Here is a 23,014-nt window from a genome sequence, read left to right as displayed (position 1 = left end):
CCCTGTAGATACTGGGTCCCGCGACTGTTGACTTTACCATACATCAATTCCATTTAACCAAGGATATGGGAAAGAAAAGCGACACCGACGCAGAACGCGTGCAATTGACACAAACCTGGCAGCTCCCTGTTACAGCCACGCTCGGCTCTGGTGTTCGCGCCAAGGGAATTTTTCAGGAAATAAGGGCGCGCGTGCCAGTCATCGTGCGTAAAGCGATAAGCTTGGAAGCTGGGACGATTTCATTGTCGTTGCCAGTTGGTTCACGTGACCGCTTTGATTCAACTGTCGCTTCGATAGATCGCGTCCTTGAGAAAGTGACTGACTTGGCCGTTATTCCAAGGGAAGTGGAAGACATTCTCGCAATATCAACGACTGAACGTCACAAGTGGTTGAAAGACGGGCGTCTTCCAAGCGCTGGAACGCGTACAGTGAAACTGCGCGGTCGTGCCAGAAAAATTACTTTTCATGTCTTTGATCCCGAAGTGATCGAAGACATTCTTGATCGTGGGGCCACGGAAATATGGCGTGAGCACGATAGAGAGACCGCGTCTGAGAATAGAAAGCGGGCCGCCGCGAAGGCCAAATTAATACGCTCCCAGAAGAACCTTGAAAAGCAACAGACAGCCCCAAAAAATGCAAACAGTGACGGTTCAACACCAAAGGGGTGGGATGAATTCAACGCTGACGGTCTTCTTAAATAAGCAACCGGCGTCGTGAGTTGGTTTGTGTGGTTTTGGTCCGAGCGAGGAATTCGCTCAAAAAAATCTGAGAAGACTAAAAATGTGAACCCTTTTTGGTGATATGATGAGCTGCGGACACTTCTAGCGTGGGGACCGGCGTGTAAATTCGATAATTGCTGGTATTGAGCGATAAAACCCCATCAGAGCGAGGCTCAGAATAGCGACATTTACAGCGAAGAATGCCCAATCGACCTGCGTCGGAAACTGATCGAATTTTACCCAGCTTAATCTGACCTGTTGGGGATACCGCGAAAATGGTGAGCGTGAAATATCCTGCTGGATCCATTTGAGAGGCCAGCCGAAATTTACCGAGGCTTGGTGCGATAAAGAGATGACACGTTCACTCTTCAGGTTAGCGATCGTCCAGATTATGATGCTAGAAAGCGGCAAGCAGCATAAAAACACCTTTAGGCGATTGGCAAACATAATGATGGCCTTGCTAATACTCGAAAAGTCCGTGCAATATTGTGCTTATTGAGCACCGCATCAAGGTAAATTCTTGGCTTTCGGGCTAAAGCTTAACGGACCTGCGCTTTGGCCCGGTTGATAAGATGTCGCTCGACTTCCTAGCTTGTCATCTTAGCAAAGAAGCGACGTAAACCGTGACCACTAATGAGAACGCCGTACTGCACAGCCTTGAACGCATATGATCACGCCTCTTGGCAGATGAAGAAGCGGCGTTAAGTCTTTCCAGCTTGATCAGAGAACGTATCCTGCATTTGCACGATTCTAAGCAGGGCAGTCCGCAACCAATCTGCGCACAATGAAATTTGTACACTCCTGGTTATAGCGTTGATTGTGCAAATGCAAACGCAAGGCAAAATTGTCTCACTAGGCAGGTCAGCTGCGGCTAGCGACACAATCATTAATTTCTACAGGCTCATCCAACCCGAGCTGCGACGCTGATATCATCAACTCAACCGCCGCAGATATTGGAGCGATAATCGGTATTTCAAACCAGGTTCGCAAAAATTCCGCTGCTTCTCCAAGCGGCCCTCCTCCAATTATCACCGCGTCGGCATCGTCTTGTAGACAGTCGTTTACAGCTTTCGCCAATTCTTTACATAATAAGTCATTATTGCCAGCTAATTGCTCTGGATCGCCGTGTGTGCAGCGAATTCCCGTATAGGTTTGAGCATAACCAAGCCAATCAGCGCGTGCCGCTATCGCATCTGCCAGATCCGGCGTTACCGTAGCAACTCCAAATTTCCGACCATTTTGTCCAGCCTCAATCATCGATGCCTCACAAATGCCGATGACAGGAATTGCAAGTCTGTTTTGAAGAGCAACAACGCCTGGGTCGCCATAGGCACTCACGATGATCCCATCATAATTAGGAGCCTCTCTAGTCGCGATTTCGATAACTTGAGCTGCCGAAGCTTGGAGCTGCACCTCATTCACGATCATCGATGGACTGCGGTCGGCGGTGGCCATATCAAGTTCAAGCCGCCCCTGAGCTGTCCGACGTGCGATGTTGAGCATCATCTCCGTCGTAGCCACTGTACTGTTCGGATTAATCAGCAATATACGCGGAGATGATGACATCAATTTCAAACCTGTTCTTTTGCAGTTTTTAATGTTGTTACGTCTGTTGTATCTAGATCAGCCGGTTGGGTCAGATCTTCCATGGAACGGCGATAGGTTTCCGGTCCCAATTGGATACAGAAAGCAAATACCGCATACATTGACGCTGCGAGACTGAAAACTCCAATCATGCCGAAGTTATCAAACAGCGCGCCCGCAATTGTTGGCACAAATGAACCAGCAGCAGAACCACTCGCGAGGATAAGTGCCACGCCGAAGCCGCGTATACGTGTTGGATAAAGTTCTGGTGCGTAGATCCAGATTGATGTGTTTAGGAGCAACACAAAAAACTGGAACACCGCTCCAAAAAACAGAACCAAATACAAGCTGGTTCCTAGATAGATAATGGCCAAGGCGGCAGCACATGCACAAACTGATCCCAGCGTGAGTACTTTCTTACGTGGGAAGTAGTAGCCAAAGGCTGAAGCTGCAATTGCGCCTAAAACACTACCACTTTGAATAATCATGCTGTAGAGCAGACTGCCCGAAAGAGTGTGCCCCATCGATATGAAGATCATGGGCATCAGAGTGAGCACAGAAAGCTGCGCGCCGTAACTCATCAAGATTGCGATCGCCACAGGAATAGTTCTTCCGATAAATGGCTGATGGAAAAGCTCTTTCCAGTTTCCTTTTGTCGGCGCAACTTCACTGGCCTCTGGCTTTGAGAGGTACTCTTTTATCTTGAGATTCTTAGGCCGCAAGGTTCCTGAAGCCAAGATTGAGAGTACTTTGTTTGCTTCTTCAGTTTTCCCTTGAGAGGCCAGAAAACGAGGGGTCTCAGGAACATATCGGCGGAAGAATACCACCAGAAACGCAGGGATTGCTAATACAGCAAATAACCAGCGCCAGTTGTTCTCGCCAGGAAACAACGTAAACACGAGCAAGCCGAATGCCGGTGCCAGAAAATTGCCGAAACCACCCGCCCCCACATTCACAAGGCCTGCTGCTGTCCCACGAAACTTTGGTGAGCAAAATTCAGCGAGCATTGTTACAGCTGTCGATATCTCACCGCCCACACCAAAGCCCACAATTGCCCGGGCCACACACATCCAACCAAAGCTCGGCGACAGAGCGCATAATGCCGAGCCTAGGGTGAACAGGAGCAAATTTATGCTAAGCATGACGCGTCGGCCATAACGATCTCCGAGAATTCCGGAGAGAAGACGACCTGCAGCAGCACTCGCAAAGGTTATCGTATTTAAGAATCCAATATCGGTACCCGTCAGGCCCCATTGCTCGCGCAAAATTGGCCCTACCAAGCCAATAGTGTTTTGTTCGAAGCTGTCGAACAGGCATCCGATAAGAACCAAAAGCAATATCTGTTTGTGCGCGCCCGTCACTCCTATGCTTCCCAGCGCTTGTTCCATTTGCTTATTTGCTGGCGAAGAGCCGCCAGTTTGTATCATTTGTTCCCCTGCCATAACGGTCTAACTCCCTTGTTCAGCCGTATGAAATTATTTTTTCATATTGAAGCACAAGAAATTTGATTTTGATAGTTATTTTTTATGCATGATAAACAGATAGATAGTGGATTTCTCGTGCGATTAAAAAGGATGCATGAGGCTTGAAATTCTGCTAATAACTTGCCTCAGTTGAAAATTGGATTTCAATCTGACTCATGAATGCGGCGCCAAGATCATTCCTTTCCCGTGTACGAGATGCGCTGGAAGAACTGCCTCCGGCCGAAAAGCGGCTGGGCGAATTTGTATGTGACTTTCCTGGTGAACTTGCGAGTTACTCGGCGTCCGAACTCGCCTCGCTTGCACATGTTTCAAACGCGACCGTCACGCGTTTCATACGTCGGCTTGGCTATGAAACTTACGAAGAATCCCGTCGTCATGCCCGCGAGGAAAAGCAAACGGGGTCACGTCTGTTCTTGTCGAGCGTCACTGACCTGGCTGAAGGACAATCGCTTGCAGCACATGTCGGCCAGGGAATTGCTAATCTTGAACAGACATTTGTTTCTATTCGCGATGCCCAGATTGACGCTGTGACGCAAACATTGCTCACCGCGCGCCGAATTTGGGTCATGGGCTTTCGCAGCAGTCAACCTTTTGCCTCTTATCTCCAGTGGCAAATGACGCAAGTAGTCGATAACATAGTGGCCATCCCTGGTCCTGGACAGACCCTTGCCGAGTATCTTGTGGCGATTGCGCCAGAGGATCTCGTTATAGTGTTCGCGTTGCGCAGACGCATTTCGAAGTTGGACGACATACTGTCGGCAATTGAGAAGCGGGGCGCTAAGCTCCTTTATATAACTGATGAAGGTGCTCCATTTCGTGCTTCCGCAGATTGGCACTTTCACTGCCAGACTCTTGCACCAGGTCCGCTTTTCAATCATGTGTCGGTCATGGCACTTTGTCATGTACTCACAACAAGGGCGATAGAAAAAGCAGGGGTTGCGGGTCGCAAGAGATTGCGTGAGATTGAAACACTTGGCGATGCACTCGAGGAGCTTTGATCCACCATCAACGTCAATAGATCCCGCGCGAAGTGTTAAGATGGAGCGCCGAATATCAACAAATTGAAGAACCTAGATTTTCCACTGCTCTGAGAGTTTGAATATGTCTGCATTACTCAATCTAGATCAGCAGACCATGTTCGCCCTCAACGCTCTGTTGCTTCTGGTTTTCGCTACCGCTTTTGCCTTTGCCGGAACCGGACGCAATGATCGCCTTTATTGGGCGTATATGGTGATCTCGAACATTGTATTTGCGATATCTTTCCTTGTCTTTTCACAAAAAATACGCGGAAGCTCAGCAGACCTTTTTCTACCGAATTTTCTGATTTTCGTAGGTTTGAGCCTGCGCTGGATTGCAATTCGCGAATTCTATGGCAAGTCAGCGACCATAAAAGCCCTTCTGATCGTCCCGTCAGCCGCAGTGCTCGCCTACATTTCCTGGCCACTGACGGGGCTTGGCACAGCTTTCGGCACAATAAATCTGCTGATTGCCGTTCAGATCCTTGTAATCATCTGGTCTATTGCCTGTGAAAAAGAAGATCTGAAATCAAAATGGGGACTGATCGCGAGTTACGCAGTGCTGGTAGTATCCTCGTTATTGAGGGTCCTGCAAGGTTGGTTCCTTGACCCATCTATGGATTCGCTTTTACCGGCCGATCTTTTTCTGCAGCTCAACCTGGTCGCTGCCGCTATCCACATCAGCGCCTCGGGAGCCTTTTCTTTATTGATCGCATACGAGCGTAGTGTGAACAATCTGCGCGCAATCGCACTACGTGATCCGTTGTCAGGCCTCCTTAATCGACGGAGCATAGAGGCATTTGCAAACCCTGGCCCAGGAAAGAGCCCAAGGGCCAAGGTGTCGATCATCATGATCGACATCGATTATTTCAAACTGATAAACGATTCCTATGGCCACGCAGCAGGTGACGCCGCGATAAAGCACTGTGCGAATTTGATCAGTGCAACATTCTCCAAAGACAGCTTGATCGCACGGGTGGGTGGAGAGGAATTCATGGTAATTGCCCCGGGCCGGACCTCGGCATGGAGTACAGAAACTTCCGATAGATTTCGCGAGAAACTTCTAGCTGAGCCACTTCATCATAATGGGCAAGCGATCCCGTTTACAGTGAGTATGGGTATTTGCAGTGGACATATTAACTCAAGCGCAGAGTTCGATGCTCTTTGGAATTGCGCCGATAAAGCTATGTATGTTGCAAAATCCGCGGGTCGCAACAAGACAGAAGTCAGTCGGCGCCCGTAAAGCAGCCGCGGCTAGGAGGATGCGGTTCGATTTTGCCGGTCCAATCCCCATCAGTTTCACGCAACTGAGGTCAGTTGCAACAACGAAACCGCTTTCGCAAGCTGTTCCGTTATTGAGATAATAAGCACTGCGATAGCTGGCATATTTTAAGGCATCAGAATTGCTCGCGGTTCTACAAGTTCATCGATCCCAAATGCGCCAATCTCCCTCCCAAGCCCGGATTTTTTGAAGCCGCCAAAGGGCGCTCTTGGATCATGAGGAGCGCCGTTGATGACCACGCGACCAACCATCAATTGCGCTGCCACGCGCTGCGTATTCTCCATGTCTTGCCCTAACACGTAGGCTTGCAGGCCGTAATCGCTATCATTGGCAATGGCTACGGCCTCTTCTTCATCCCGGTATGGAATAAGGCTAAGAACCGGCCCGAAAATTTCTTCTCGAGCAATACGCATGTCACTTGTGACATCGGTGAAGATCGTTGGTCGGACAAACCACCCTTTGGTAAGACCATCTGGACGCTCGAGCCCGCCGGTAAGTAAAGTAGCGCCTTCTTCCAGACCAAGACGGATATAGGATTGCACTCGGTTCCATTGCGCCAGATTTGCCATTGGTCCAATTCGAACATCAGGATTACTTGGGTCTCCGACCTTGAATTTGGCAACTTCCTGCTTCAACCGGGTCTCGATCTGGGAAAGAAGTGCCCGTGGCACTAGAATTCTAGTGCCTGCTACACATGCCTGGCCGCTATTGGCAAAGCCCGACAGCAAAGCGATGGGCAATGCATGATCCAAGTCCGCATCAGGCAAAATGAGCGTTGGACCTTTGCCTCCCAACTCAAGAACGACGCGCTTCATATCCTCAACGGCTGCAGTTTGAATGAGCTTGGCTGCAGAGGTCGAGCCTGTAAAACTGATCGTTGTCACATCTTTATCCCCCGTCAAAGCTGCGCCGACAACCGCCCCTGTCCCGTTCACGATGTTGAATAAACCGGCGGGCAATCCGGCCGAATGTAACCGCTCAGCAAAGAGCTGTGTCTGGATCGCGCTTTGTTCGGCGGGTTTAATGACGACAGTCGAACCAGAACCAATTGCATGTGCAAGCTTACTCGCAATAAAGCCGAAATTGCTGTTCCAAGGGGTGATTGCAGCTATAACGCCTCTGGGCAGCATTTTCACCATGCTCCGGCCGGCCACACGATCGAAATCATAATCTGCAACCGCTTCTGCCATGACATTGAAAGCTGAGGCAGCATTTTGCGCGGAGAAGCTGCTGAAATAGTGGGGCGCTCCGTACTCTTCACGCATTGCATCAATAAGCTCTTGAGGATTCGCAAGTACCGCTTCTGCAAGGCTCTTGAGCATATCAATGCGTTCGGCTTTGCTAGTTGCTGCCATCGCAGGAAACGCTCGCTTTGCAACCATAACCGCCGCCTTGGCATCATTGGCATTACCGAGGCGAACACTGCCAATCGTTTCCTCGGTAGATGGATTTGATAGATCCAGCCATTCATTGCCTTCAGGCGTAATAAAGGCTCCGTCGATATAAATCTGTTCGATCTTTCGCATGATAAAAATCCTTAAAGGTTGCTGCAAGAGAGTTAAGTCTCTGCTATTGACAAGTAAACATGCACGAATGTTTTCGGACTGATGAGGAGAATCGCGCGATGACCAATGCCACACTCGCCGAGTTGCAAGCCGTTGCGGCTGTGGCAAGAAACAAAGGTTTTCGGTCTGCAGCGCGCGAACTCGGCGTCTCCTCATCCGCATTAAGTCACGCTGTTAGAGGTCTGGAAGAGAGGTTGGGTGTCAGGCTTTTCAATCGCTCCTCACGCAGCGTCGCACTAACGACTGCTGGCGAAAGATTGGTTGAGGCCGTCATCCCAGCACTTAATGACATCGACATTGCGCTCGATAACATTCGGGAGGAAGGGCCCGAACCCACAGGCATCCTGCGGTTGAATATGGCACTTGGCGCAGCCCGGATGCTTTTGATCCCAATGATCCTTGAATATCTGCGGCTTTATCCGCGGATGGAGGTGGAGATGATTACCGAAGGTGGCCTTATCGATGTCATTGGCGAAGGTTTTGATGCAGGCGTTCGCCTCAGAGAAGCCGTTTCGCCAGATATGATTGCTATTCCGATCATTCCGAAGATCCGCTCCATAATTGTCGCCTCACCTGCTTATTTTTCAGGGCGTGATAAGCCTGTTCATCCACATGATCTGATGAACCACCAATGCATTCGCGCCAGAATGGTCAGTGGGCGTTACTATCATTGGGAGTTCGAAAATCAGTTCGAAGCGTTCCGTATAGATGTGCCTGGTCAACTCGTTCTAGATGAGAGCGGCTTGATGCTCGAAGCCGCTCTCGCGGGTGCGGGCCTCGCCTATCTCTCCGAATTTTCAGTCGACAAATATCTCAAGACTGGCGAACTCATTCAGATGCTTGATGAATGGACACCTCCCTATGAGGGATTGTGTATCTACTATCCCGGACGCAGACACGTACCGGCGAAACTCCGAGCCTTTATCGAGCTTGCAAAGCAATATGCTGCCAAACATGACAGTTGAAGGATTATGGCATGATCCGTCCCGATATTGCCGACCGGGACGGTGCCTTCGCCGCAACGCTTTGAAAGCCTCAGCTCGCGCCTGTCAGTAGACTGAACAGCCCAGTCAACGCTGAAGGCTCTGTCGATGTCAGATCATACGGACATGCCACTGAAAGCAGCGCAAAACCAATAAGTCCAACAATCATATACTTCATCTTAAGCGCTCCTTTTTTGCAGATTAAGTCTCTAAAATCGTCAGTTCCACAGCGATGTTGCCCCGCGTTGCTTTCGAATAGGGGCAGGTCTGATGCGCTTGTTCGACAATTGTGCGAGCCAGCTGCGGATCAATTCCCGGCAAATAGATCTGCAAGCGCGCCTGCAGAAAATACCCGCCGTCATTGGTTCCAAGGTCGACCTCTGCGTTGACGGCTACCTCGGACGGAAGACGAAGCTGTTGCTTGCCTGCAGCAATTGTCATTGCACCAATGAAGCACGCAGACCATCCGGCCGCAAACAGTTGCTCGGGGTTGGTTCCGGTCTTACCGCTGCCGGGAGGTGAAAGCCGTACATCAAGTGCGCCGTCATCACTCAGTGCTGCACCATCACGACCACCCGTCGTGCGGGCTTTTCCGGTATAGAGAACCTTTTCGATAGCAGACATTTTTCTTCCTCTCTTTTTGCAGCTTCGCAAAATAACTGCCAAACCGCTGACAAGAGAAAATTTAATGTCCAGCAGTATCCTGCATATTTCAGGAAATACCCAAAATGTATCACTACGTAGCCCGGATACATTGTTGAACAGGATCATCAACCCTTTGGAATTCTAACCTCAGCAGCCAAACCACCTCCCTCACGGTTGTAGAGCCGCACTGTTGCACCAATCGCTACACTAAGCTGCTGCGCTATGGCGAGCCCCAATCCGGTGCCGCCCGTCTCCCGGTTACGCGAGCGCTCAAGGCGATAAAATGGTTGCATCGCAGCCGCCAGTTTATCGTCTGGGATCCCCGGCCCTCTATCGGAAACAGTGATGACGAGCTCCTGGTTCTCCATCCTTTCGACCACTATCTCTGCTGCCCCAGAGAATTTCAGCGCGTTATCGATGAAATTGGTCAGAATCCTTCTCAAAGCGTGCGGCTTGGTCAGTGCCGTTCCTGAAACATTGCTTAAGACTGTGACCTGTTTTCCGGTATCCTGATAGTCATAAGCTACGCTGTCGATGAATGATGACAGGTCGATACGGGACGGCTTTTCGCCACGGCCATGTGTACTGCGCGCATAAGCAATCCCGTCCTGAACAAGCTGTTCGATTTCACGAAGATCTTTGATAAGTTTGCGCTTGTCTTCGGTATCTTCTGCCATATCCGCCCGCAGACGCATCCGGGTGATTGGCGTTTGCAGATCATGAGAAATCGCAGCCAGTATCTGAACCCGTTCCTCCAGATAATGTGCAATTCTGTCACGCATTGCATTGAACGCACGTGTTGCCTTAATCACTTCAACAGGCCCCGTTTCCGGAACCGGGGGCGTCTTGGTATTGGGATCAAGGGCCGCGGCCGCAGCTGCAAAATCACCGAGAGGTCGCACAGCCAAGCGCACGGCAAACCAGACGCACAAAATCAGCAAAATCATTTGTAATATAAATACATACGGCAGCCAGGATGCGATTGGCATTACCCCGCGGGGCGTTACATCAATCGTTAAAGGCTCGCCATCAGACAATGTCAGATGTGCCTGCAACCGCCGCCCCTCCCCTGGGATAGCTTCAACGCGCAAGGGATATTTATGCCCCGCAGCATCCTCAATGCGTTCAGCAATTTCAGCCCCACGTCCGCTCGTGTCTTCAACTCCAGGGTCGCCAGTTCCTAAAAGGAGGCGGTAATTGCCACGGCTAAGCCGGTTAAGCCACTCGGGCCGCTCCTGCGAAGGCAGGCGATCAATAACCGCGATCGATGTTGCCAGATCGCTCTCTAATGTGCCGAGCATAATTGCTTTAGCCGACATATATCGCTCGGCCACAAGAATGCTAAAAGACAATCCATAAGCAATCAGAAGGCCTGCAAACAAAATGAGGAAAAGCCGCGCACGTAACGTACGGGGCCAAAAGCGAAACTGAAAATTGTGAGTGCCTTGGATCATTATACGCGCGGCTCCGATATCTCAACAGGCACGGAAAAAACATAGCCCTCTGCACGTACGGTCTTGATGTAAAGCGGCTCTCGGGCATCGTCTCTTAATCTCTGTCGCAAACGGCTGACCAGAAGATCTATGGATCGGTCAAAGAGTTCTGCATCGCGCCCTTGCGTCAAATTGAGCAGCTGATCGCGGTTCAAAACCCGCTGCGGATGGTCAATGAAGACGCGTAAAAGTCGATATTCTGCACCACTTAGAGCAACCTCTGTTCCTTCATTATCGAGCAGATGCCGTCCAACAGTGTCCAGTCGCCAGTTTCCAAATTTAAGCAAGGTCCCAGCTTCGCTGATCTGAAGGTTCGGTGGCAACATGCGGGTTCGGCGCAGAACGGATTTTATCCGGGCCAGAAGCTCACGGGCTGCAAAGGGCTTGGAGATATAATCATCCGCCCCCATTTCAAGCCCGATAATGCGATCCATCTCGTCATCGCGCGCAGTCAGCAAAATGACCGGAACTGCCCTGTGTTTGCCAGCCCGCAGTTCGCGGCAAAGCACGAGCCCGTCATCACCGGGCATCATGATATCCAAAACAACCAGATCGACAGAGTTGGCTTCAAGAATACTGCGCATCTGGCGGCCATCAGCCGCAACCGTGGTGCGGAAGCCGTTCTTCTTCAAATAGCTTGAAACTAGCTCGCGGATCTCCCGATCATCATCGACAACCAGTATATGATCGATGTGTTCCATAACGGGCCTTTCAATCTTGTTGAGCTCAGATAGTCTTTATTGCTGCGAAAGCCTGCAGTACACAAAGCTTTTTGAAGCGACCGCCCGGATATTTTCAATCCGGGCATCGTACTTCGAACCTGGAACAGGCGTAGGTTTCATTGAAACGCACCACATCTGCAAATATTTTCATACAGCCGTGAATGCCTGTCAGCCATCATACGAGTGTCAGTGTCACAGAAATATTGCCACGGGTCGCTTTTGAATAAGGGCAGGTTTGATGTGCATCATCGATAATGGCCTGTGCGACACTTCTTTCCAAACCTTCAAGCGTAATACGCAATCGTGCCTGCAGCAGATAAGCGTCCCCTGCCATTCCCAGATCGATCTCCGTATCCACTGCCACGTCAGCAGGTAAACGCAATTGGCGTTTGGCGGCTGCTTTCGTCATCGCGCCAATGAAACAAGCAGACCAACCAGCTGCGAAAAGCTGCTCCGGATTGGTGCCGGGCTTGCCGCTTCCAGGCGGTGAAAGACGAATATTGAGCTCTGCATCATCACTCAGCGCCGAACCATTGCGGCCACCTGTGGTGTGTGTGCGCCCTGTATAAAGTATTCTCTCGATTTCAGCCATCATAGCTCTCCGTTCGGTCGTTAATGCCCTAACTGGGCATCTGTTAATCTCTTCGAAGAAGTTTTTATTGCGTCGTCGTATCCCGTGTATTTCACAAAGTACGGGTAATGTATCAAATTGTATCACCCCCGAATTTTCCGGCCTGAGCACAAAATATACGCCAAGACTGGTTGTTACATTTAAATACAATTGGCCACAGGTCAGAAACATACCGGATACCCAGGCACATCATAACAGATGCTGTTGCTGGTCGAGCCACATCGCCGCCCAGAGCCTTGTAACCTGGTTTTAAAGGAAACGATGATGACGCTTCTGATAATCGCCTATCTTGGCGGCGTTCTGACGATCTTCAGCCCTTGCATTCTTCCAATTCTCCCTTTCGTCTTCGTCCGTGCGGAGCAACCTTTTTTGCGCAGTGCGCTTCCGATGCTTATTGGCATGGCCTCCACATTTGCGCTTTTGGCAAGTCTTGCTACCGTCGGTGGGAGCTGGGTGATCAATGCCAATAGTTATGGCAGATACGCAGCTATATTTCTGCTGGCGCTGTTCGGACTGGGACTGGTGTTCCCTCGTTTTGCGCAGTTCGGCACCCAATCTCTCGTGAATTGGGGCAATCGCCTGACAAACCGTTCCTTATCCAACAAAGCTGGTTCCACCGCCGCCAGCTCCTTCATTCTTGGGATAGCGACAGGACTGCTTTGGGCGCCATGCGCCGGACCGATCCTTGGTCTCATCCTCACCGGTGCAGCACTCAATGGCGCGAGTTTCCAGACATTGTTTTTACTGCTCGCATTTGGAGCGGGTGCGGCAACTTCACTTGGTGTTGCACTCAGTGTCAGTGGGAAGCTGTTCACATCGATGAAGCAATATCTTGGTGTAAGCGAAGGTATCCGCAAAGCGATTGGTATTGGTGTCATCTCAGGCGCCTTGGCGATAGCGTTTGGACTGGATACCGGGTTTCTTGCACGCATTTCCTACGCAAGTACGGCATCCCTCGAACAATCCGTCCTTGATCGTTTCAGCAGCGCAAAAAACCCAGCCCCAGTCCTCGATGACACTCAGGTTTCAAGCACGAGCAATGTTGAGCCGAAGCTTTATCGCAGCACCCTTCCCATCGAAGATTTAGCGCCTCCGCTCGATGGTGCCATTGAATGGCTGAATTCTGCGCCCTTAACCATGGAGCAGCTCCGCGGAAAGGTAGTTTTGGTTGATTTCTGGACATATTCTTGCATCAACTGTATCCGGACCGTGCCATATGTCCGTGCCTGGGCGGAGAAATACAAGGATAAGGGCCTCGTTGTTATCGGAGTGCATACCCCTGAATTTGCATTTGAAAAGAAAATCGACAACGTCAGCAAGGCTGTAGAGAGCTTTAAGATTGACTATCCGGTCGCCATCGATAACGACTACAAAATCTGGCGCGCCTATAGCAACAATTACTGGCCCGCTCATTACCTGATCGATAGCAATGGCAAAATCCGCTATCAGCATTTTGGTGAAGGCAACTATCGTAAGACCGAGCAAGCAATTCAAGACCTTCTCCATGAAGCCGGAAGCCAGGCTGCGGCAGAGCCTGCAGTAAACCCGGATGCGAAAGGCGCGGAAGCAAGCCCCGATCTAGGCAATGTCCGCTCCCCGGAGACCTATCTTGGATATGAGCGCGCAACGGGTTTTATCGCTTCTGAAAAAATCGTCGAAGACGCAGCTGCATCGTATTCTCTAACCACGCTTGGGTTAAACCAATGGGGCTTATCGGGCACATGGACAGTTGGCGCCGAAAAGGCAACACTGGACCGGTCCGATGGCAGTCTGGCAATCCGCTTTCGTGCGCGCGATCTTCATCTCGTGATGGGGCTGAGCGAGACCTCGAAGCCTGTAAGATACAAGATCACCATCGACGGTAAAGCCCCAGGCACAGATCATGGTTCAGATATTGACGCGCAAGGCAATGGAACGGTTGAAAACACAAGGCTTTATCAACTCATCCGCCAGAGCGCCGATGTGAAAGAACACGAATTTGAGATACGCTTTCTGGATAAAGGTGCAGCGGTTTATGCATTTACTTTTGGATAAGACCTGTTGGATAGGCCCCGTTGGATAGGCTTGTGCAGGCCTGCATTTCAATCAGCGCGAGTTTCGAACCGTCGGGCGGTGGGTGAAACCATTTCCCGATAGTCTCGTTTATTGCAATTGCCGCACTGGAATGTACGATTTCAGATACACAAAGAAGCATTATCGACATATCTGGGATACAGCATTGCTCCAGTTTTTGCAGGTCAACGCAGCAATAGGAGTAATGAACTTGCTAAACAAAATCTTCCTGATCGGCGCTCTCATGACATCAATTACAGGGGCGGCGTTTGCCGAGCAGAAGCCGACAATTGTACTTGTCCATGGAGCATTTGCAGAATCCAGTAGCTGGGACGGAGTTGTCAAAAATCTCGAAAACGACGGTTTCAAAGTTGTGAGCGCAGCTAACCCGCTTCGAGGGGTGAAGACTGACGCCGACTACGTCTCCTCTATCGTGGGCTCAATCAAGGAGCCGGTCATTCTGGTCGGGCATTCTTACGGCGGCAGCGTCATTTCCAATGCCGCCAACGGTCACACTAACGTAAAGGGCCTGGTTTATGTCGCAGCCTTTGCGCCAGATGCTGGTGAAAGTGCAATCGCGTTGAGCGGAAAATTTCCCGGCAGTAGTTTGGGACCCACCTTGGCTCCCCCGGTCGGACTGTTGGATGGGGGCAAGGATCTTTATATCGATCAGGAAAAATTCCACGATCAGTTTGCAGCCGACGTGCCGGAGAAACAGGCACGGTTGATGGCAGCCGCGCAACGCCCTATCAAAGATGAGGCGCTTTCAGAACCGGCAGGAAAACCCGCCTGGAAAGAGATACCATCATGGTTCGTCTATGGTGATCAGGACAAAAACATACCGCCGGCTGCACAAGCTTGGATGGCCGAGCGGGCACATTCAAAAAAGACAGTCGTGATCAAAGGCGGTTCGCACGTGGTCATGGTCTCTCACCCTGATGTCGTCTCTAACCTTATTGAGAATGTGGCCACCGCTTCTCGATAGCCGACAAGACCTTGTGTTTGCCTTTACGCAGTCGGTTACCCTTTACAGCAAAAACTCCGGCTGCAGCTGCAGCCGGAGTTTAGTTTTGGTCGAAATATCAGTTCGAAAATGTTTGTGAAAAATACGTCTGATTAAAACTTGTCAACGTCAAGGATGGCCTGCGCAAATGCTTGAGGCGCCTCCTGAGGAAGATTGTGCCCAATACCGCTGCCCACGTTTCGGTGTTCATACTTTGCTATAAACATCTTCGCATATACTGCCGGATCAGGATGCGGGGCGCCGTTGGCATCGCCTTCCATGGTGATTGTTGGAATGCTGATTTTGGGCGATTTTGCTAGCTTTTCTTCATAGGTGTCGTATTTTCTTTCTCCCCGTGTAAGCCCCAATCGCCAGCGATAATTATCGATAGTGATTGCCACATGATCAGGATTTTCAAACGCTTTCGCCGTTAAATCGAAGGTCGTGTCGTCGAACTTCCATTGCGGTGACGCTTGCTCCCAAATCAGCTTATTGAAATCACGCGCATTTGCCGCATAACCGAGCTTGCCTCGTTCAGTGGCGAAGTAAAACTGGTACCACCATAGGAGTTCGGCTTTAGGTGGCAACGGTTTGGCGTTGGCTGCCTGACTGCCAATGAGATAACCACTAACCGAAACCATAGATTTGCAGCGCTCGGGCCAAAGTGCGGCCATGATATTAATGGTGCGTGCGCCCCAGTCAAAGCCCCCTAAAATTACTTTTTCAATCTTCAGGGCATCCAAGAGTGCGATCATATCAAGCGCGAGTGCACTTTGCTGACCATTTCTTGACGTTTTGGCCGAGATAAAGCGTGTGGAACCATAGCCTCTGAGAAACGGAACGATGACCCTGTATCCCTGTCCTTTGAGCAGTTCGGCAACGTCTGCATAGCTATAGATGTCATAAGGCCAGCCATGAAGCAGCAAAACTGCGGGACCGTCAGCAGGACCAACATCCGCATAGCCAATTTCAAGGACGCCGGCCTTGATATGACGTATTTCCGGAAAACCTCCACTTGGCTTTGTTACGCCGCTTTGAGGAGAAACAGATTGGTTTTGGGCGTGTGCAGAGGACACAGTGCCAAGTTGCGCTGCGGCGGCAGCAAAAGCCGCGGCACCTAAAACAAAGCGTCTGTTTGGATGAAACGATTGAGTCATTTGTCATTCTCCTGAGTTAATCAGGAGATAACGACGCTTTTGTGTGTCTGGCGATTGTCGCAGCAAGCTCTGTTCTGTGTCTTACTGTATACCGAATGCATTGTGATACAGAAGGCTACAAAGAAGTTCTTGAGCGAGCGTTGCTTCCTGGCGCTCCGACCACTTCATAATATGCAACGGATCGGGCAATTTTTTGAGCTCCGTCTCGCAAACAGTGAAAAAAATTCCCGTACTTTCGCTTGTCTCAAGATCGTCCGCAGGCACTGGCAATCAACTGCAGCACCTGCGTAACGGAGGCAAGTTCGAGCTCCCGCGGAATTTAATGAATGTCGGCTATCGAAAGATGATTGCAGAATGCCGTGTCCGGTCTGTTCATTCCATTCTATTCAAAAATTCGGAAACGGCCTTCATGCATAATGCGCGTTCTTCGACATGCGGCATATGACTGGATTGCTCAAACATCACCCATTGGTTTTGCTTAATATTTTCCACGTAAGGCTTTACCACAAGCGGAGTCGCCTCGTCATAATATCCTGAAATCACAAGGGTGGGCACAGATATGTTGCTCAGACGATCTTCAATCGTCCAGTCTTTCATCGTACCGATGACATGAAACTCCGTTGGCCCATTCATGTTTCGGTAGACGGTATTATCTTCGTCCATGATTGCGAATGTTCTCGCAACTTCTGGAGGCCATGGGTTTAGACGGCAAACATGCCTGTCGTAAAAGACGCGAGAAGCCGCCAGATACTCTGGATCTGTCAACGTGCCCAACCTCTCATGCTTGAGAAGTGTTTGTTGTACCTCTGTGGGAAGTTCGCTTCGCAGTCGGTTTGCTTCCGAGACCCATGTTCGCATATTTGCGGGAGAGTTAGCGATGATCAGCGCTTTAAGGCCCGATGGTTGCCGAACCGCGTGTTCCGCACCAAGCATCCCGCCCCATGATTGGCCGAGAAAAGCATAATGTCGGTTAATGCCTAGGAACTGTAATAAATTATCGAGTTCCTCGAGAAAGAGCTCTACAGTCCAGAAATCAGCCCCTTTATCTCTAAGCCGGGTCGAATTTCCGTTACCAAGCTGATCATAATGGATGACCGCACGGCCATCGAGTGGAGCTATATCCTTGAACGCATCCACATAATCATGCGTACAACCGGGACCGCCATGTGCAACGACCAGCGGGAGTTTGCTTTGATCAAGAGAACCGGTGATACGATACCACGTTTTATATTCGCGAAATGGGATGAAGCCTTCCGTTTGCCTGATAGCAGCCAAGTGATCCTCCGTTTGTACGATTTTTGAGGACCATAGCGCGGCTTTACTGCCCCTGGCAGCTATCACAACTTATAGGTTCTGACTTCAATCAGGCATCAAGAAGTCGGCCGCGCGTCGCCCGCACCACGGCCTGGGTTCGATTTTTTGCACCGAGTTTTTTCGCAGCTGCATTAAGATGCATCACGACCGTGGGCACAGACCGAGCAATGATCCGCGAAATTTCCTTTGCCGATAAACCTTCCGCAGCATAACGCAGACATTCGCGCTCTCTCTCGGTCAAATTTACCTTTCCGGTGCCGCGAATTTGCTCATCAAAGAGTTCATAGGCTGCTTGATGAAAGATCTGCGCCATTAAATTGAAATCTGCTACATAGCGAAGGGCACGTTGCTTGAAATCAGGCCGTGAACCAGAGAACACCCCGGTCACCGTCGCGTAATCGCCGAATGGCATGTGGATGGGAACAGTCACACCCGCCGATATATCTCGCTCGTGGAGGTAGTTTGCGACGGGTGCAGTATCCTCCGTCATAAACTTTTGCAGCAGCGTTTCAGCTTTCTCATCGTAATTCCAAAAGAACGGTGCGGATGCGCGGCAAGCAAGACGCTGCACAGGATCTATCCGAAAATAGCCTTTTTCAGCCCAGAATTCCTGCATATCATCGCTGATATTGCGTAATTTCATCAATGATGGCCCCATCATATTGCCGTTCATATCGAAGGCGGAAGGGGTGTAATCGTAAATAAGTGCCTCAAAGCCAAGTGGCTTCATGGCCGCAAATATCTCATCAATCCGACCGTCGAGTGTCTGATGGGCGGTAAAGCTCTGCCTGAACGTCTCAATCTCGTCGCGCATCGTAATCTCCGAAACTTACCTCCCAAGGCATCCTATCACTTCTTATAGGTGGCATAGTTCATCAATTCGGTCCAAAATCAAAAGAAAAAGATGCTGACAATTCGACGCGGTAAACGAGTCGTTGTGGTGATCGGGGAACAAATGTGGCGTGAGTTGAAGCCGGATGACCGCTATGAGGTGGCCGTTGGCCCGCATAAGGTCGTAGCATATAGCTTTGGAACGGGTGACGATGTCGTCTTCTGTCTCAATGGCGGACCTGGTCTGCCTTGCGATTACCTGCGAGACGCGCATTCGTGTTTGATTGACCATGGCTATAGAGTTGTGGCCTTTGACCAGCTTGGAACCGGTGCATCTGATCGACCGACGGATCCCGATCTATGGACGATCGAGCGTTATGTCGTAGAAACGGAAACTGTCCGCCAGGCGCTTTCGCTCGGAAAAATCCATTTGCTCGGGCATTCCTGGGGAGGTTGGCTTGGGATTGATTATGCGCTGACTTACCCTGAGAACCTCCAAACCGTTATTCTCGAAGACACAGTTGCTGACATGCCGCATCTGGTGAGTGAGCTTGAGAGATTGCGCAATGCTCTCGGCCCAGAAACCGTTGCAATGATGCAAAAGCATGAAGCGCAAGGAACGCTCGACCATCCTGAATATGCTGCCGCGATAACAATCCTGAATTATCGCCACGTATGTCGATTGTCGGACTGGCCACAACCAGTGACGCGTTCACTCGATGACTGGAATATGGGTCCGTATAAAACTATGCAGGGACCTAACGAGTTTCTCTATACCGGTAACCTCAAAGACTGGAATCGCATCCCTGATCTTGGCAAGATTGATGTCCCTGTCATGATAAGCGTCGGCGAACATGATGAACTGACGCCTGCTTGTTCGCTGCGTATGAAGCTTGCTCTGCGAAATGCCGAGCTGCATGTGATACCAAATGCCAGTCATATGCCGTTTTATGAGAACCCAACCTCATATTACCCGGCCTTACTCGCGTTTTTGAACAAACATCGCATCTCGCAGTCAGTCAAATAGCAGGGAGAAACTGCACGCCTCATGCATCGCTTTCAGTTTGTATTGCGCCGTCCGCTACAGCTCTTACCAGTCCTCTTTGGGATCAGCGTCATCACCTTCATCCTGGTGCGACTGATCCCCGGAGATCCCGCGCGCGTGCTGCTTGGCACCCGCGCAACGCCTACTGCGATCGCAAATATTCGCGCGCAATACGGTCTCGATGAGCCGATGTGGCTTCAATATCTTTACTTCCTGCGCAATATCGCAAATGGCGAGATGGGCAAATCAATCCTTTATAAGATTGATGTTCTCAAACTGATCGCGACACGTATTGAACCCACATTGATGCTTGTTATCTGCAGCGTGATCCTGTCGGTCGTCATTGCTGTACCGCTGGCCGCAATTGCTGCTCGTCGCGCTGGAAAAATGAGTGATCATGTCATTCGCACCGTTTCCACATTTGGCATCGGCTTTCCTCCGTTCTGGCTCGCTTTGATGTTGATCATCCTGTTCAGCGTCAAACTCGATCTGTTGCCTGTATCTGGCTACGGTAATCGTTTGAGCGAAAAACTGGCCCACCTTGTTCTACCAAGTCTCACCATCGCGCTTTCACTTTCAACCGTACTTGCTCGAAGCCTGCGAGCTGCGATGATACAGTCGCTTAATTCGGACATAGCAACTGCAGCGCGGGCACGCGGAATGCCTGAGAGCATAGTCTTCTGGCGCCATGTCCTTCCAAATTCAGTCGTGCCGACGATCAATCTTCTGGCAGTCAACATTGGCTGGCTTATCGGCAGTACCGTGGTTGTTGAGAGCGTATTCGCCCTTCCCGGTATGGGACAATTGCTGGTTCGGGCAATTTTTTCACGTGATTATATGGTCGTGCAAGGGGTCGCGATGGTGTTTGCTTGTGCAACAGTTCTGGTCAATTTTCTTGCTGACGTTGCCACCGTCGCGCTTGACCCGAGAGTAAAGCTATGAGCACGCGTCTTATGCCTGTAGCCTTCGTCAACTGGCGCCGGTATCTTAGCCGACGTACCACGCTGACGATCGGAGTTGTCGTTCTGGCGCTTTTTGTGGTGTTAGCTTTCGCTGCTCCATTGATAGCACCATATGATCCCGTTTTTCAAAATGCCGAAGTACGCATGCAGTCGCCATCATGGTTGCATCCCTTTGGAACCGACAACTTTGGTCGCGATATTCTCTCCCGTGTCATCTGGGGCGCACGGATCGATCTTCAGATTGCGATCCTCGGTGTCATATTCCCTTTTGCGATAGGAACCGTCGTTGGAACCTTGGCCGGCTTTTTCGGTGGCGTTGTTGATACGATTTTCATGCGGATCATCGATATCATTCTTGCATTTCCATTCTTGGTCTTGATGCTATCGATCATTGCTATTCTTGGGCCCGGGCTTACCAGCTTTTATATAGCAATGGCGTTGGTGGGCTGGGTTTCCTATGCGCGCCTTGTTCGTGCGCAAATTCTGGTTCTGAAGTCAACCGATTATGCTCTGGCGGCACAAAGCCTCGGTTTCAGTCGGTTTCGCATCATGTTTCGCCATCTCCTGCCCAACGCTATAGCGGGCTCGCTGGTCTTCGTCATGTCAGATGCAGTCTTGGTGCTGTTAAACGGCGCGGCAATTAGCTATCTTGGACTTGGAGTCCAACCTCCTATCGCTGAGTGGGGCGTAATGGTCGCCGAGGGCCAGCCTTTTGTCACAACCGCCTGGTGGATCACTTTGTTTCCTGGTCTTTCTATCGTATTTCTGGCCTTCGGATTTAGCATGCTCGGAGATGGGCTGGGCGAAGCACTGGGGGTGCACGAATGACACCGCCAGTGCTTTCCATTCGTAATCTACGGGTCGAAGCTGACCTTCCAGATGAAACGCGCCTTTTGATCGATCAGGTTTCAATGGATCTATACAAGGGAGAGATTTTAGGATTGGTTGGGGAAAGTGGATCGGGCAAAAGTTTGCTTTGCCGATCTATAGTCCAGCTTCTTCCAGCCAAAATACTAAAGATCACGTCGGGCTCGATTTTACTCGACGATGCTGATTTGACGAAGGCAAGTGAGAGCGACATGCTTGCCGTGCGCGGCAAGCGGATCGGTATGGTATTTCAGAACCCGACAAGCCATCTTGATCCCGTCATGAGTGTGGGAGACCAGATCGCGGAGGGTATTCGCTTTCATCAGGGGCTCAGTAAAGCCACCGCAAGAACTGCTGCAATTGACATCATGAAACAGGTGGGCTTCACCGATCCTTCGCGCCAATATCGCAGCTATCCCCATGAATTCTCCGGTGGGATGCGCCAGCGTGCGATGATCGCAGTAGCGCTTTCATGTGACCCTGAAATCCTGATTGCGGATGAACCCACGACAGCGCTTGACGTTACTATTCAGGCTCAAATTCTCGAACTACTGATGCAGATCCGCGACCAGCGCGGACTTTCGATAATCCTGATCACGCATGATCTCGGAGTCGTTGCACAGACCTGCGATCGAATTGCAGTGATGCGTAATGGTAAACTGGTTGAACAGGGTGTGAAAGAGGAAGTGCTATCTCAACCCGTTCATCCTTATACAAAAAACTTGATCGCAAGCCATCCCTCCTTGCCAGAAACTGCACTGGGACAAGCAGTTCTAGAGACAGCGGACAGGCCATTGCTTCAGGTTAATGAGCTACACGTTCGCTACCCAGTTGCTGGCGGGATCCTTAAACGTCACGCAACAAGTGCTTTGAAAGGCGTTAGTCTTGAAGTTCGTTCCGGAGAAACCATTGGCATCGTCGGAGAGTCGGGCAGCGGGAAAAGTACCCTCGCACGCGCGATCCTCGGCTTGACGCCGATTGCTGAAGGAAGCATCACATTTGATGGTCAGGTGCTCAGTGCGGACAGAAAAGAGGCTTTATCTTTGTTACGTCGCGACGCAGCGATGGTGTTTCAGGATCCGTTTAACTCGCTCAATCCGAGAATGACTGTGGGAGAAACGTTAGCTGAGGTCTTGAAAGTTCAGGCAAAGATTAATGTGACTGATATTCCAGCGCGCATCAACGAACTCCTGGATCTGGTAGGATTAGACCAGAGCTTTGCGACGCGAAAGCCGCGCAGCATGAGTGGCGGCCAATGCCAACGCGCTGGCATTGCTCGTGCCTTGGCCGTTGAGCCAAAAATGATTATCGCGGATGAATGTATTGCAGCCCTTGATGTCACTATTCAGGCTCAGATTGTTGAGCTGTTCCGAGAGCTGAAAGACAAAATGAAATTAACGCTGCTTTTCATCGCTCACGATCTCGCCGTTGTACGCAACCTCTGTGAGCGCGTTGTTGTTATGTATCACGGAGAAATCGTCGAAGAAGGATTGAGCGCGGAAGTTTTTGCCCATCCAAAGCAAGCCTATACCGCGGCACTCATCGCAGCAATACCAGATATCGACCCAGAAAAGTCATTGTTCGCTAGGCCCGTTGTAGCCCAAGCCAGCTGAACTTGCATTAAGCACAAGCATTCAATCAAAAACAAAAGGGGATATG

General features: G+C 50.5%; 21 protein-coding genes. 10 read left to right on the top strand and 11 right to left on the bottom strand.

The window, feature by feature from the left end:
• Nucleotides 1-65: 65 nt before the first annotated feature.
• Entirely contained in the window at nucleotides 66-701 is a 636-nt protein-coding gene (locus tag QSJ70_RS22765; RefSeq protein ID WP_285539898.1) for a hypothetical protein, read from the top strand.
• Between the two features lie 879 nt (nucleotides 702-1,580).
• Here the strand turns inward: QSJ70_RS22765 and QSJ70_RS22760 are convergent.
• Both QSJ70_RS22760 and QSJ70_RS22755 read right to left on the bottom strand, forming a co-directional pair.
• Nucleotides 1,581-2,285 carry an aspartate/glutamate racemase family protein gene (locus QSJ70_RS22760; protein WP_285539896.1) on the bottom strand — a complete coding sequence of 235 codons (705 nt, stop codon included), beginning with the start codon at nucleotides 2,283-2,285 and terminating at the stop codon, nucleotides 1,581-1,583.
• 5 nt (nucleotides 2,286-2,290) lie between these two features.
• Nucleotides 2,291-3,745 carry an MFS transporter gene (locus tag QSJ70_RS22755; protein WP_285539895.1) on the bottom strand — a complete coding sequence of 485 codons (1,455 nt, stop codon included), beginning with the start codon at nucleotides 3,743-3,745 and terminating at the stop codon, nucleotides 2,291-2,293.
• Between the two features lie 197 nt (nucleotides 3,746-3,942).
• Here QSJ70_RS22755 and QSJ70_RS22750 point away from each other — a divergent pair, with 197 nt between their 5' ends.
• Both QSJ70_RS22750 and QSJ70_RS22745 read left to right on the top strand, forming a co-directional pair.
• Nucleotides 3,943-4,785, top strand: coding sequence for a MurR/RpiR family transcriptional regulator (locus QSJ70_RS22750; protein ID WP_215781006.1), 843 nt, complete (start codon nucleotides 3,943-3,945; stop codon nucleotides 4,783-4,785).
• Nucleotides 4,786-4,888: 103 nt separating this feature from the next.
• Entirely contained in the window at nucleotides 4,889-6,046 is a 1,158-nt protein-coding gene (locus QSJ70_RS22745; RefSeq protein ID WP_285539894.1) for a GGDEF domain-containing protein, read from the top strand.
• Between the two features lie 146 nt (nucleotides 6,047-6,192).
• Here the strand turns inward: QSJ70_RS22745 and QSJ70_RS22740 are convergent, their stop codons facing one another.
• Nucleotides 6,193-7,611 carry an aldehyde dehydrogenase family protein gene (locus QSJ70_RS22740; RefSeq protein ID WP_285539893.1) on the bottom strand — a complete coding sequence of 473 codons (1,419 nt, stop codon included), beginning with the start codon at nucleotides 7,609-7,611 and terminating at the stop codon, nucleotides 6,193-6,195.
• 98 nt (nucleotides 7,612-7,709) lie between these two features.
• Between QSJ70_RS22740 and QSJ70_RS22735 the strand changes: the two genes are divergently transcribed.
• Nucleotides 7,710-8,615 (top strand): LysR family transcriptional regulator, encoded by a 906-nt coding sequence (locus QSJ70_RS22735; RefSeq protein WP_285539891.1) that lies wholly within the window; start codon nucleotides 7,710-7,712, stop codon nucleotides 8,613-8,615.
• Between the two features lie 70 nt (nucleotides 8,616-8,685).
• Here QSJ70_RS22735 and QSJ70_RS22730 read toward each other — a convergent pair whose 3' ends face one another.
• From QSJ70_RS22730 to QSJ70_RS22710, 5 genes are all read right to left on the bottom strand, one after another.
• Nucleotides 8,686-8,811 (bottom strand): hypothetical protein, encoded by a 126-nt coding sequence (locus tag QSJ70_RS22730; protein WP_256443895.1) that lies wholly within the window; start codon nucleotides 8,809-8,811, stop codon nucleotides 8,686-8,688.
• Nucleotides 8,812-8,834: 23 nt separating this feature from the next.
• Complete coding sequence (locus tag QSJ70_RS22725) at nucleotides 8,835-9,257, bottom strand: organic hydroperoxide resistance protein (protein WP_285539888.1); 423 nt, start codon at nucleotides 9,255-9,257, stop codon at nucleotides 8,835-8,837.
• Nucleotides 9,258-9,403: 146 nt separating this feature from the next.
• A complete protein-coding gene (locus tag QSJ70_RS22720; protein WP_285539886.1) occupies nucleotides 9,404-10,732 on the bottom strand; it encodes an ATP-binding protein in 1,329 nt (442 codons plus the stop codon).
• The gene (locus QSJ70_RS22715) at nucleotides 10,732-11,472 is read right to left on the bottom strand and encodes a response regulator (protein ID WP_215781017.1); all 741 of its coding nucleotides are present in this window, start codon (nucleotides 11,470-11,472) and stop codon (nucleotides 10,732-10,734) included. Before QSJ70_RS22715 ends, QSJ70_RS22720 begins: the two co-directional genes overlap by 1 nt.
• A gap of 196 nt (nucleotides 11,473-11,668) precedes the next feature.
• Nucleotides 11,669-12,085: an organic hydroperoxide resistance protein gene (locus tag QSJ70_RS22710; RefSeq protein WP_285539881.1), complete on the bottom strand. Its 417-nt coding sequence runs from the start codon at nucleotides 12,083-12,085 to the stop codon at nucleotides 11,669-11,671.
• Nucleotides 12,086-12,388: 303 nt separating this feature from the next.
• On the opposite strand from QSJ70_RS22710, the gene QSJ70_RS22705 reads away from it, so the two are divergent.
• The gene (locus QSJ70_RS22705; RefSeq protein ID WP_285539878.1) at nucleotides 12,389-14,158 is read left to right on the top strand and encodes a cytochrome c biogenesis protein DipZ; all 1,770 of its coding nucleotides are present in this window, start codon (nucleotides 12,389-12,391) and stop codon (nucleotides 14,156-14,158) included.
• A 223-nt stretch (nucleotides 14,159-14,381) separates the two neighbouring features.
• The gene (locus tag QSJ70_RS22700; RefSeq protein WP_285540020.1) at nucleotides 14,382-15,161 is read left to right on the top strand and encodes an alpha/beta fold hydrolase; all 780 of its coding nucleotides are present in this window, start codon (nucleotides 14,382-14,384) and stop codon (nucleotides 15,159-15,161) included.
• A 131-nt stretch (nucleotides 15,162-15,292) separates the two neighbouring features.
• On the opposite strand, the gene QSJ70_RS22695 is transcribed toward QSJ70_RS22700, so the two are convergent.
• The 3 genes from QSJ70_RS22695 to QSJ70_RS22685 form a co-directional block, all read right to left on the bottom strand.
• Entirely contained in the window at nucleotides 15,293-16,336 is a 1,044-nt protein-coding gene (locus QSJ70_RS22695; RefSeq protein WP_285539876.1) for an alpha/beta fold hydrolase, read from the bottom strand.
• A 372-nt stretch (nucleotides 16,337-16,708) separates the two neighbouring features.
• Complete coding sequence (locus QSJ70_RS22690) at nucleotides 16,709-17,611, bottom strand: proline iminopeptidase-family hydrolase (RefSeq protein WP_285539874.1); 903 nt, start codon at nucleotides 17,609-17,611, stop codon at nucleotides 16,709-16,711.
• Nucleotides 17,612-17,699: 88 nt separating this feature from the next.
• Nucleotides 17,700-18,464, bottom strand: a complete 765-nt coding sequence (locus QSJ70_RS22685) for a helix-turn-helix transcriptional regulator (protein ID WP_285539872.1) — start codon at nucleotides 18,462-18,464, stop codon at nucleotides 17,700-17,702.
• Nucleotides 18,465-18,605: 141 nt separating this feature from the next.
• Between QSJ70_RS22685 and QSJ70_RS22680 the strand changes: the two genes are divergently transcribed.
• Genes QSJ70_RS22680 through QSJ70_RS22665 form a run of 4 tightly spaced genes read left to right on the top strand, consistent with a single transcriptional unit; the run spans nucleotide 18,606 to nucleotide 22,968 of the window.
• A complete protein-coding gene (locus QSJ70_RS22680) occupies nucleotides 18,606-19,508 on the top strand; it encodes a proline iminopeptidase-family hydrolase (RefSeq protein ID WP_285540018.1) in 903 nt (300 codons plus the stop codon).
• Nucleotides 19,509-19,529: 21 nt separating this feature from the next.
• Nucleotides 19,530-20,468, top strand: a complete 939-nt coding sequence (locus tag QSJ70_RS22675; RefSeq protein ID WP_285539870.1) for an ABC transporter permease — start codon at nucleotides 19,530-19,532, stop codon at nucleotides 20,466-20,468.
• Nucleotides 20,465-21,316 (top strand): ABC transporter permease, encoded by an 852-nt coding sequence (locus QSJ70_RS22670; protein WP_285539868.1) that lies wholly within the window; start codon nucleotides 20,465-20,467, stop codon nucleotides 21,314-21,316. The genes QSJ70_RS22675 and QSJ70_RS22670 overlap by 4 nt, the downstream gene beginning before the upstream one ends.
• The gene (locus QSJ70_RS22665; protein ID WP_285539867.1) at nucleotides 21,313-22,968 is read left to right on the top strand and encodes a dipeptide ABC transporter ATP-binding protein; all 1,656 of its coding nucleotides are present in this window, start codon (nucleotides 21,313-21,315) and stop codon (nucleotides 22,966-22,968) included. Before QSJ70_RS22670 ends, QSJ70_RS22665 begins: the two co-directional genes overlap by 4 nt.
• Nucleotides 22,969-23,014: the final 46 nt, after the last annotated feature.

It is taken from the genome of Brucella sp. NBRC 12950 (assembly GCF_030268145.1).
Classification (GTDB): Bacteria; Pseudomonadota; Alphaproteobacteria; order Rhizobiales; family Rhizobiaceae; genus Brucella.
Note: the sequence above shows the minus strand (reverse complement) of the source record. Positions and strands in the feature narration are given on the sequence as shown.

Excerpts from the sequence above, each read along its gene's own strand:
- QSJ70_RS22765 (WP_285539898.1), top strand. The coding sequence starts at position 66 with ATGGGAAAGAAAAGCGACACCGACGCAGAACGCGTGCAATTGACACAA.
- QSJ70_RS22760 (WP_285539896.1), bottom strand. The coding sequence starts at position 2,285 with ATGTCATCATCTCCGCGTATATTGCTGATTAATCCGAACAGTACAGTG.
- QSJ70_RS22755 (WP_285539895.1), bottom strand. The coding sequence starts at position 3,745 with ATGGCAGGGGAACAAATGATACAAACTGGCGGCTCTTCGCCAGCAAAT.
- QSJ70_RS22750 (WP_215781006.1), top strand. The coding sequence starts at position 3,943 with ATGAATGCGGCGCCAAGATCATTCCTTTCCCGTGTACGAGATGCGCTG.
- QSJ70_RS22745 (WP_285539894.1), top strand. The coding sequence starts at position 4,889 with ATGTCTGCATTACTCAATCTAGATCAGCAGACCATGTTCGCCCTCAAC.
- QSJ70_RS22740 (WP_285539893.1), bottom strand. The coding sequence starts at position 7,611 with ATGCGAAAGATCGAACAGATTTATATCGACGGAGCCTTTATTACGCCT.
- QSJ70_RS22735 (WP_285539891.1), top strand. The coding sequence starts at position 7,710 with ATGACCAATGCCACACTCGCCGAGTTGCAAGCCGTTGCGGCTGTGGCA.
- QSJ70_RS22730 (WP_256443895.1), bottom strand. The coding sequence starts at position 8,811 with ATGAAGTATATGATTGTTGGACTTATTGGTTTTGCGCTGCTTTCAGTG.
- QSJ70_RS22725 (WP_285539888.1), bottom strand. The coding sequence starts at position 9,257 with ATGTCTGCTATCGAAAAGGTTCTCTATACCGGAAAAGCCCGCACGACG.
- QSJ70_RS22720 (WP_285539886.1), bottom strand. The coding sequence starts at position 10,732 with ATGATCCAAGGCACTCACAATTTTCAGTTTCGCTTTTGGCCCCGTACG.
- QSJ70_RS22715 (WP_215781017.1), bottom strand. The coding sequence starts at position 11,472 with ATGGAACACATCGATCATATACTGGTTGTCGATGATGATCGGGAGATC.
- QSJ70_RS22710 (WP_285539881.1), bottom strand. The coding sequence starts at position 12,085 with ATGGCTGAAATCGAGAGAATACTTTATACAGGGCGCACACACACCACA.
- QSJ70_RS22705 (WP_285539878.1), top strand. The coding sequence starts at position 12,389 with ATGACGCTTCTGATAATCGCCTATCTTGGCGGCGTTCTGACGATCTTC.
- QSJ70_RS22700 (WP_285540020.1), top strand. The coding sequence starts at position 14,382 with ATGAACTTGCTAAACAAAATCTTCCTGATCGGCGCTCTCATGACATCA.
- QSJ70_RS22695 (WP_285539876.1), bottom strand. The coding sequence starts at position 16,336 with ATGACTCAATCGTTTCATCCAAACAGACGCTTTGTTTTAGGTGCCGCG.
- QSJ70_RS22685 (WP_285539872.1), bottom strand. The coding sequence starts at position 18,464 with ATGCGCGACGAGATTGAGACGTTCAGGCAGAGCTTTACCGCCCATCAG.
- QSJ70_RS22680 (WP_285540018.1), top strand. The coding sequence starts at position 18,606 with ATGTGGCGTGAGTTGAAGCCGGATGACCGCTATGAGGTGGCCGTTGGC.
- QSJ70_RS22675 (WP_285539870.1), top strand. The coding sequence starts at position 19,530 with ATGCATCGCTTTCAGTTTGTATTGCGCCGTCCGCTACAGCTCTTACCA.
- QSJ70_RS22670 (WP_285539868.1), top strand. The coding sequence starts at position 20,465 with ATGAGCACGCGTCTTATGCCTGTAGCCTTCGTCAACTGGCGCCGGTAT.
- QSJ70_RS22665 (WP_285539867.1), top strand. The coding sequence starts at position 21,313 with ATGACACCGCCAGTGCTTTCCATTCGTAATCTACGGGTCGAAGCTGAC.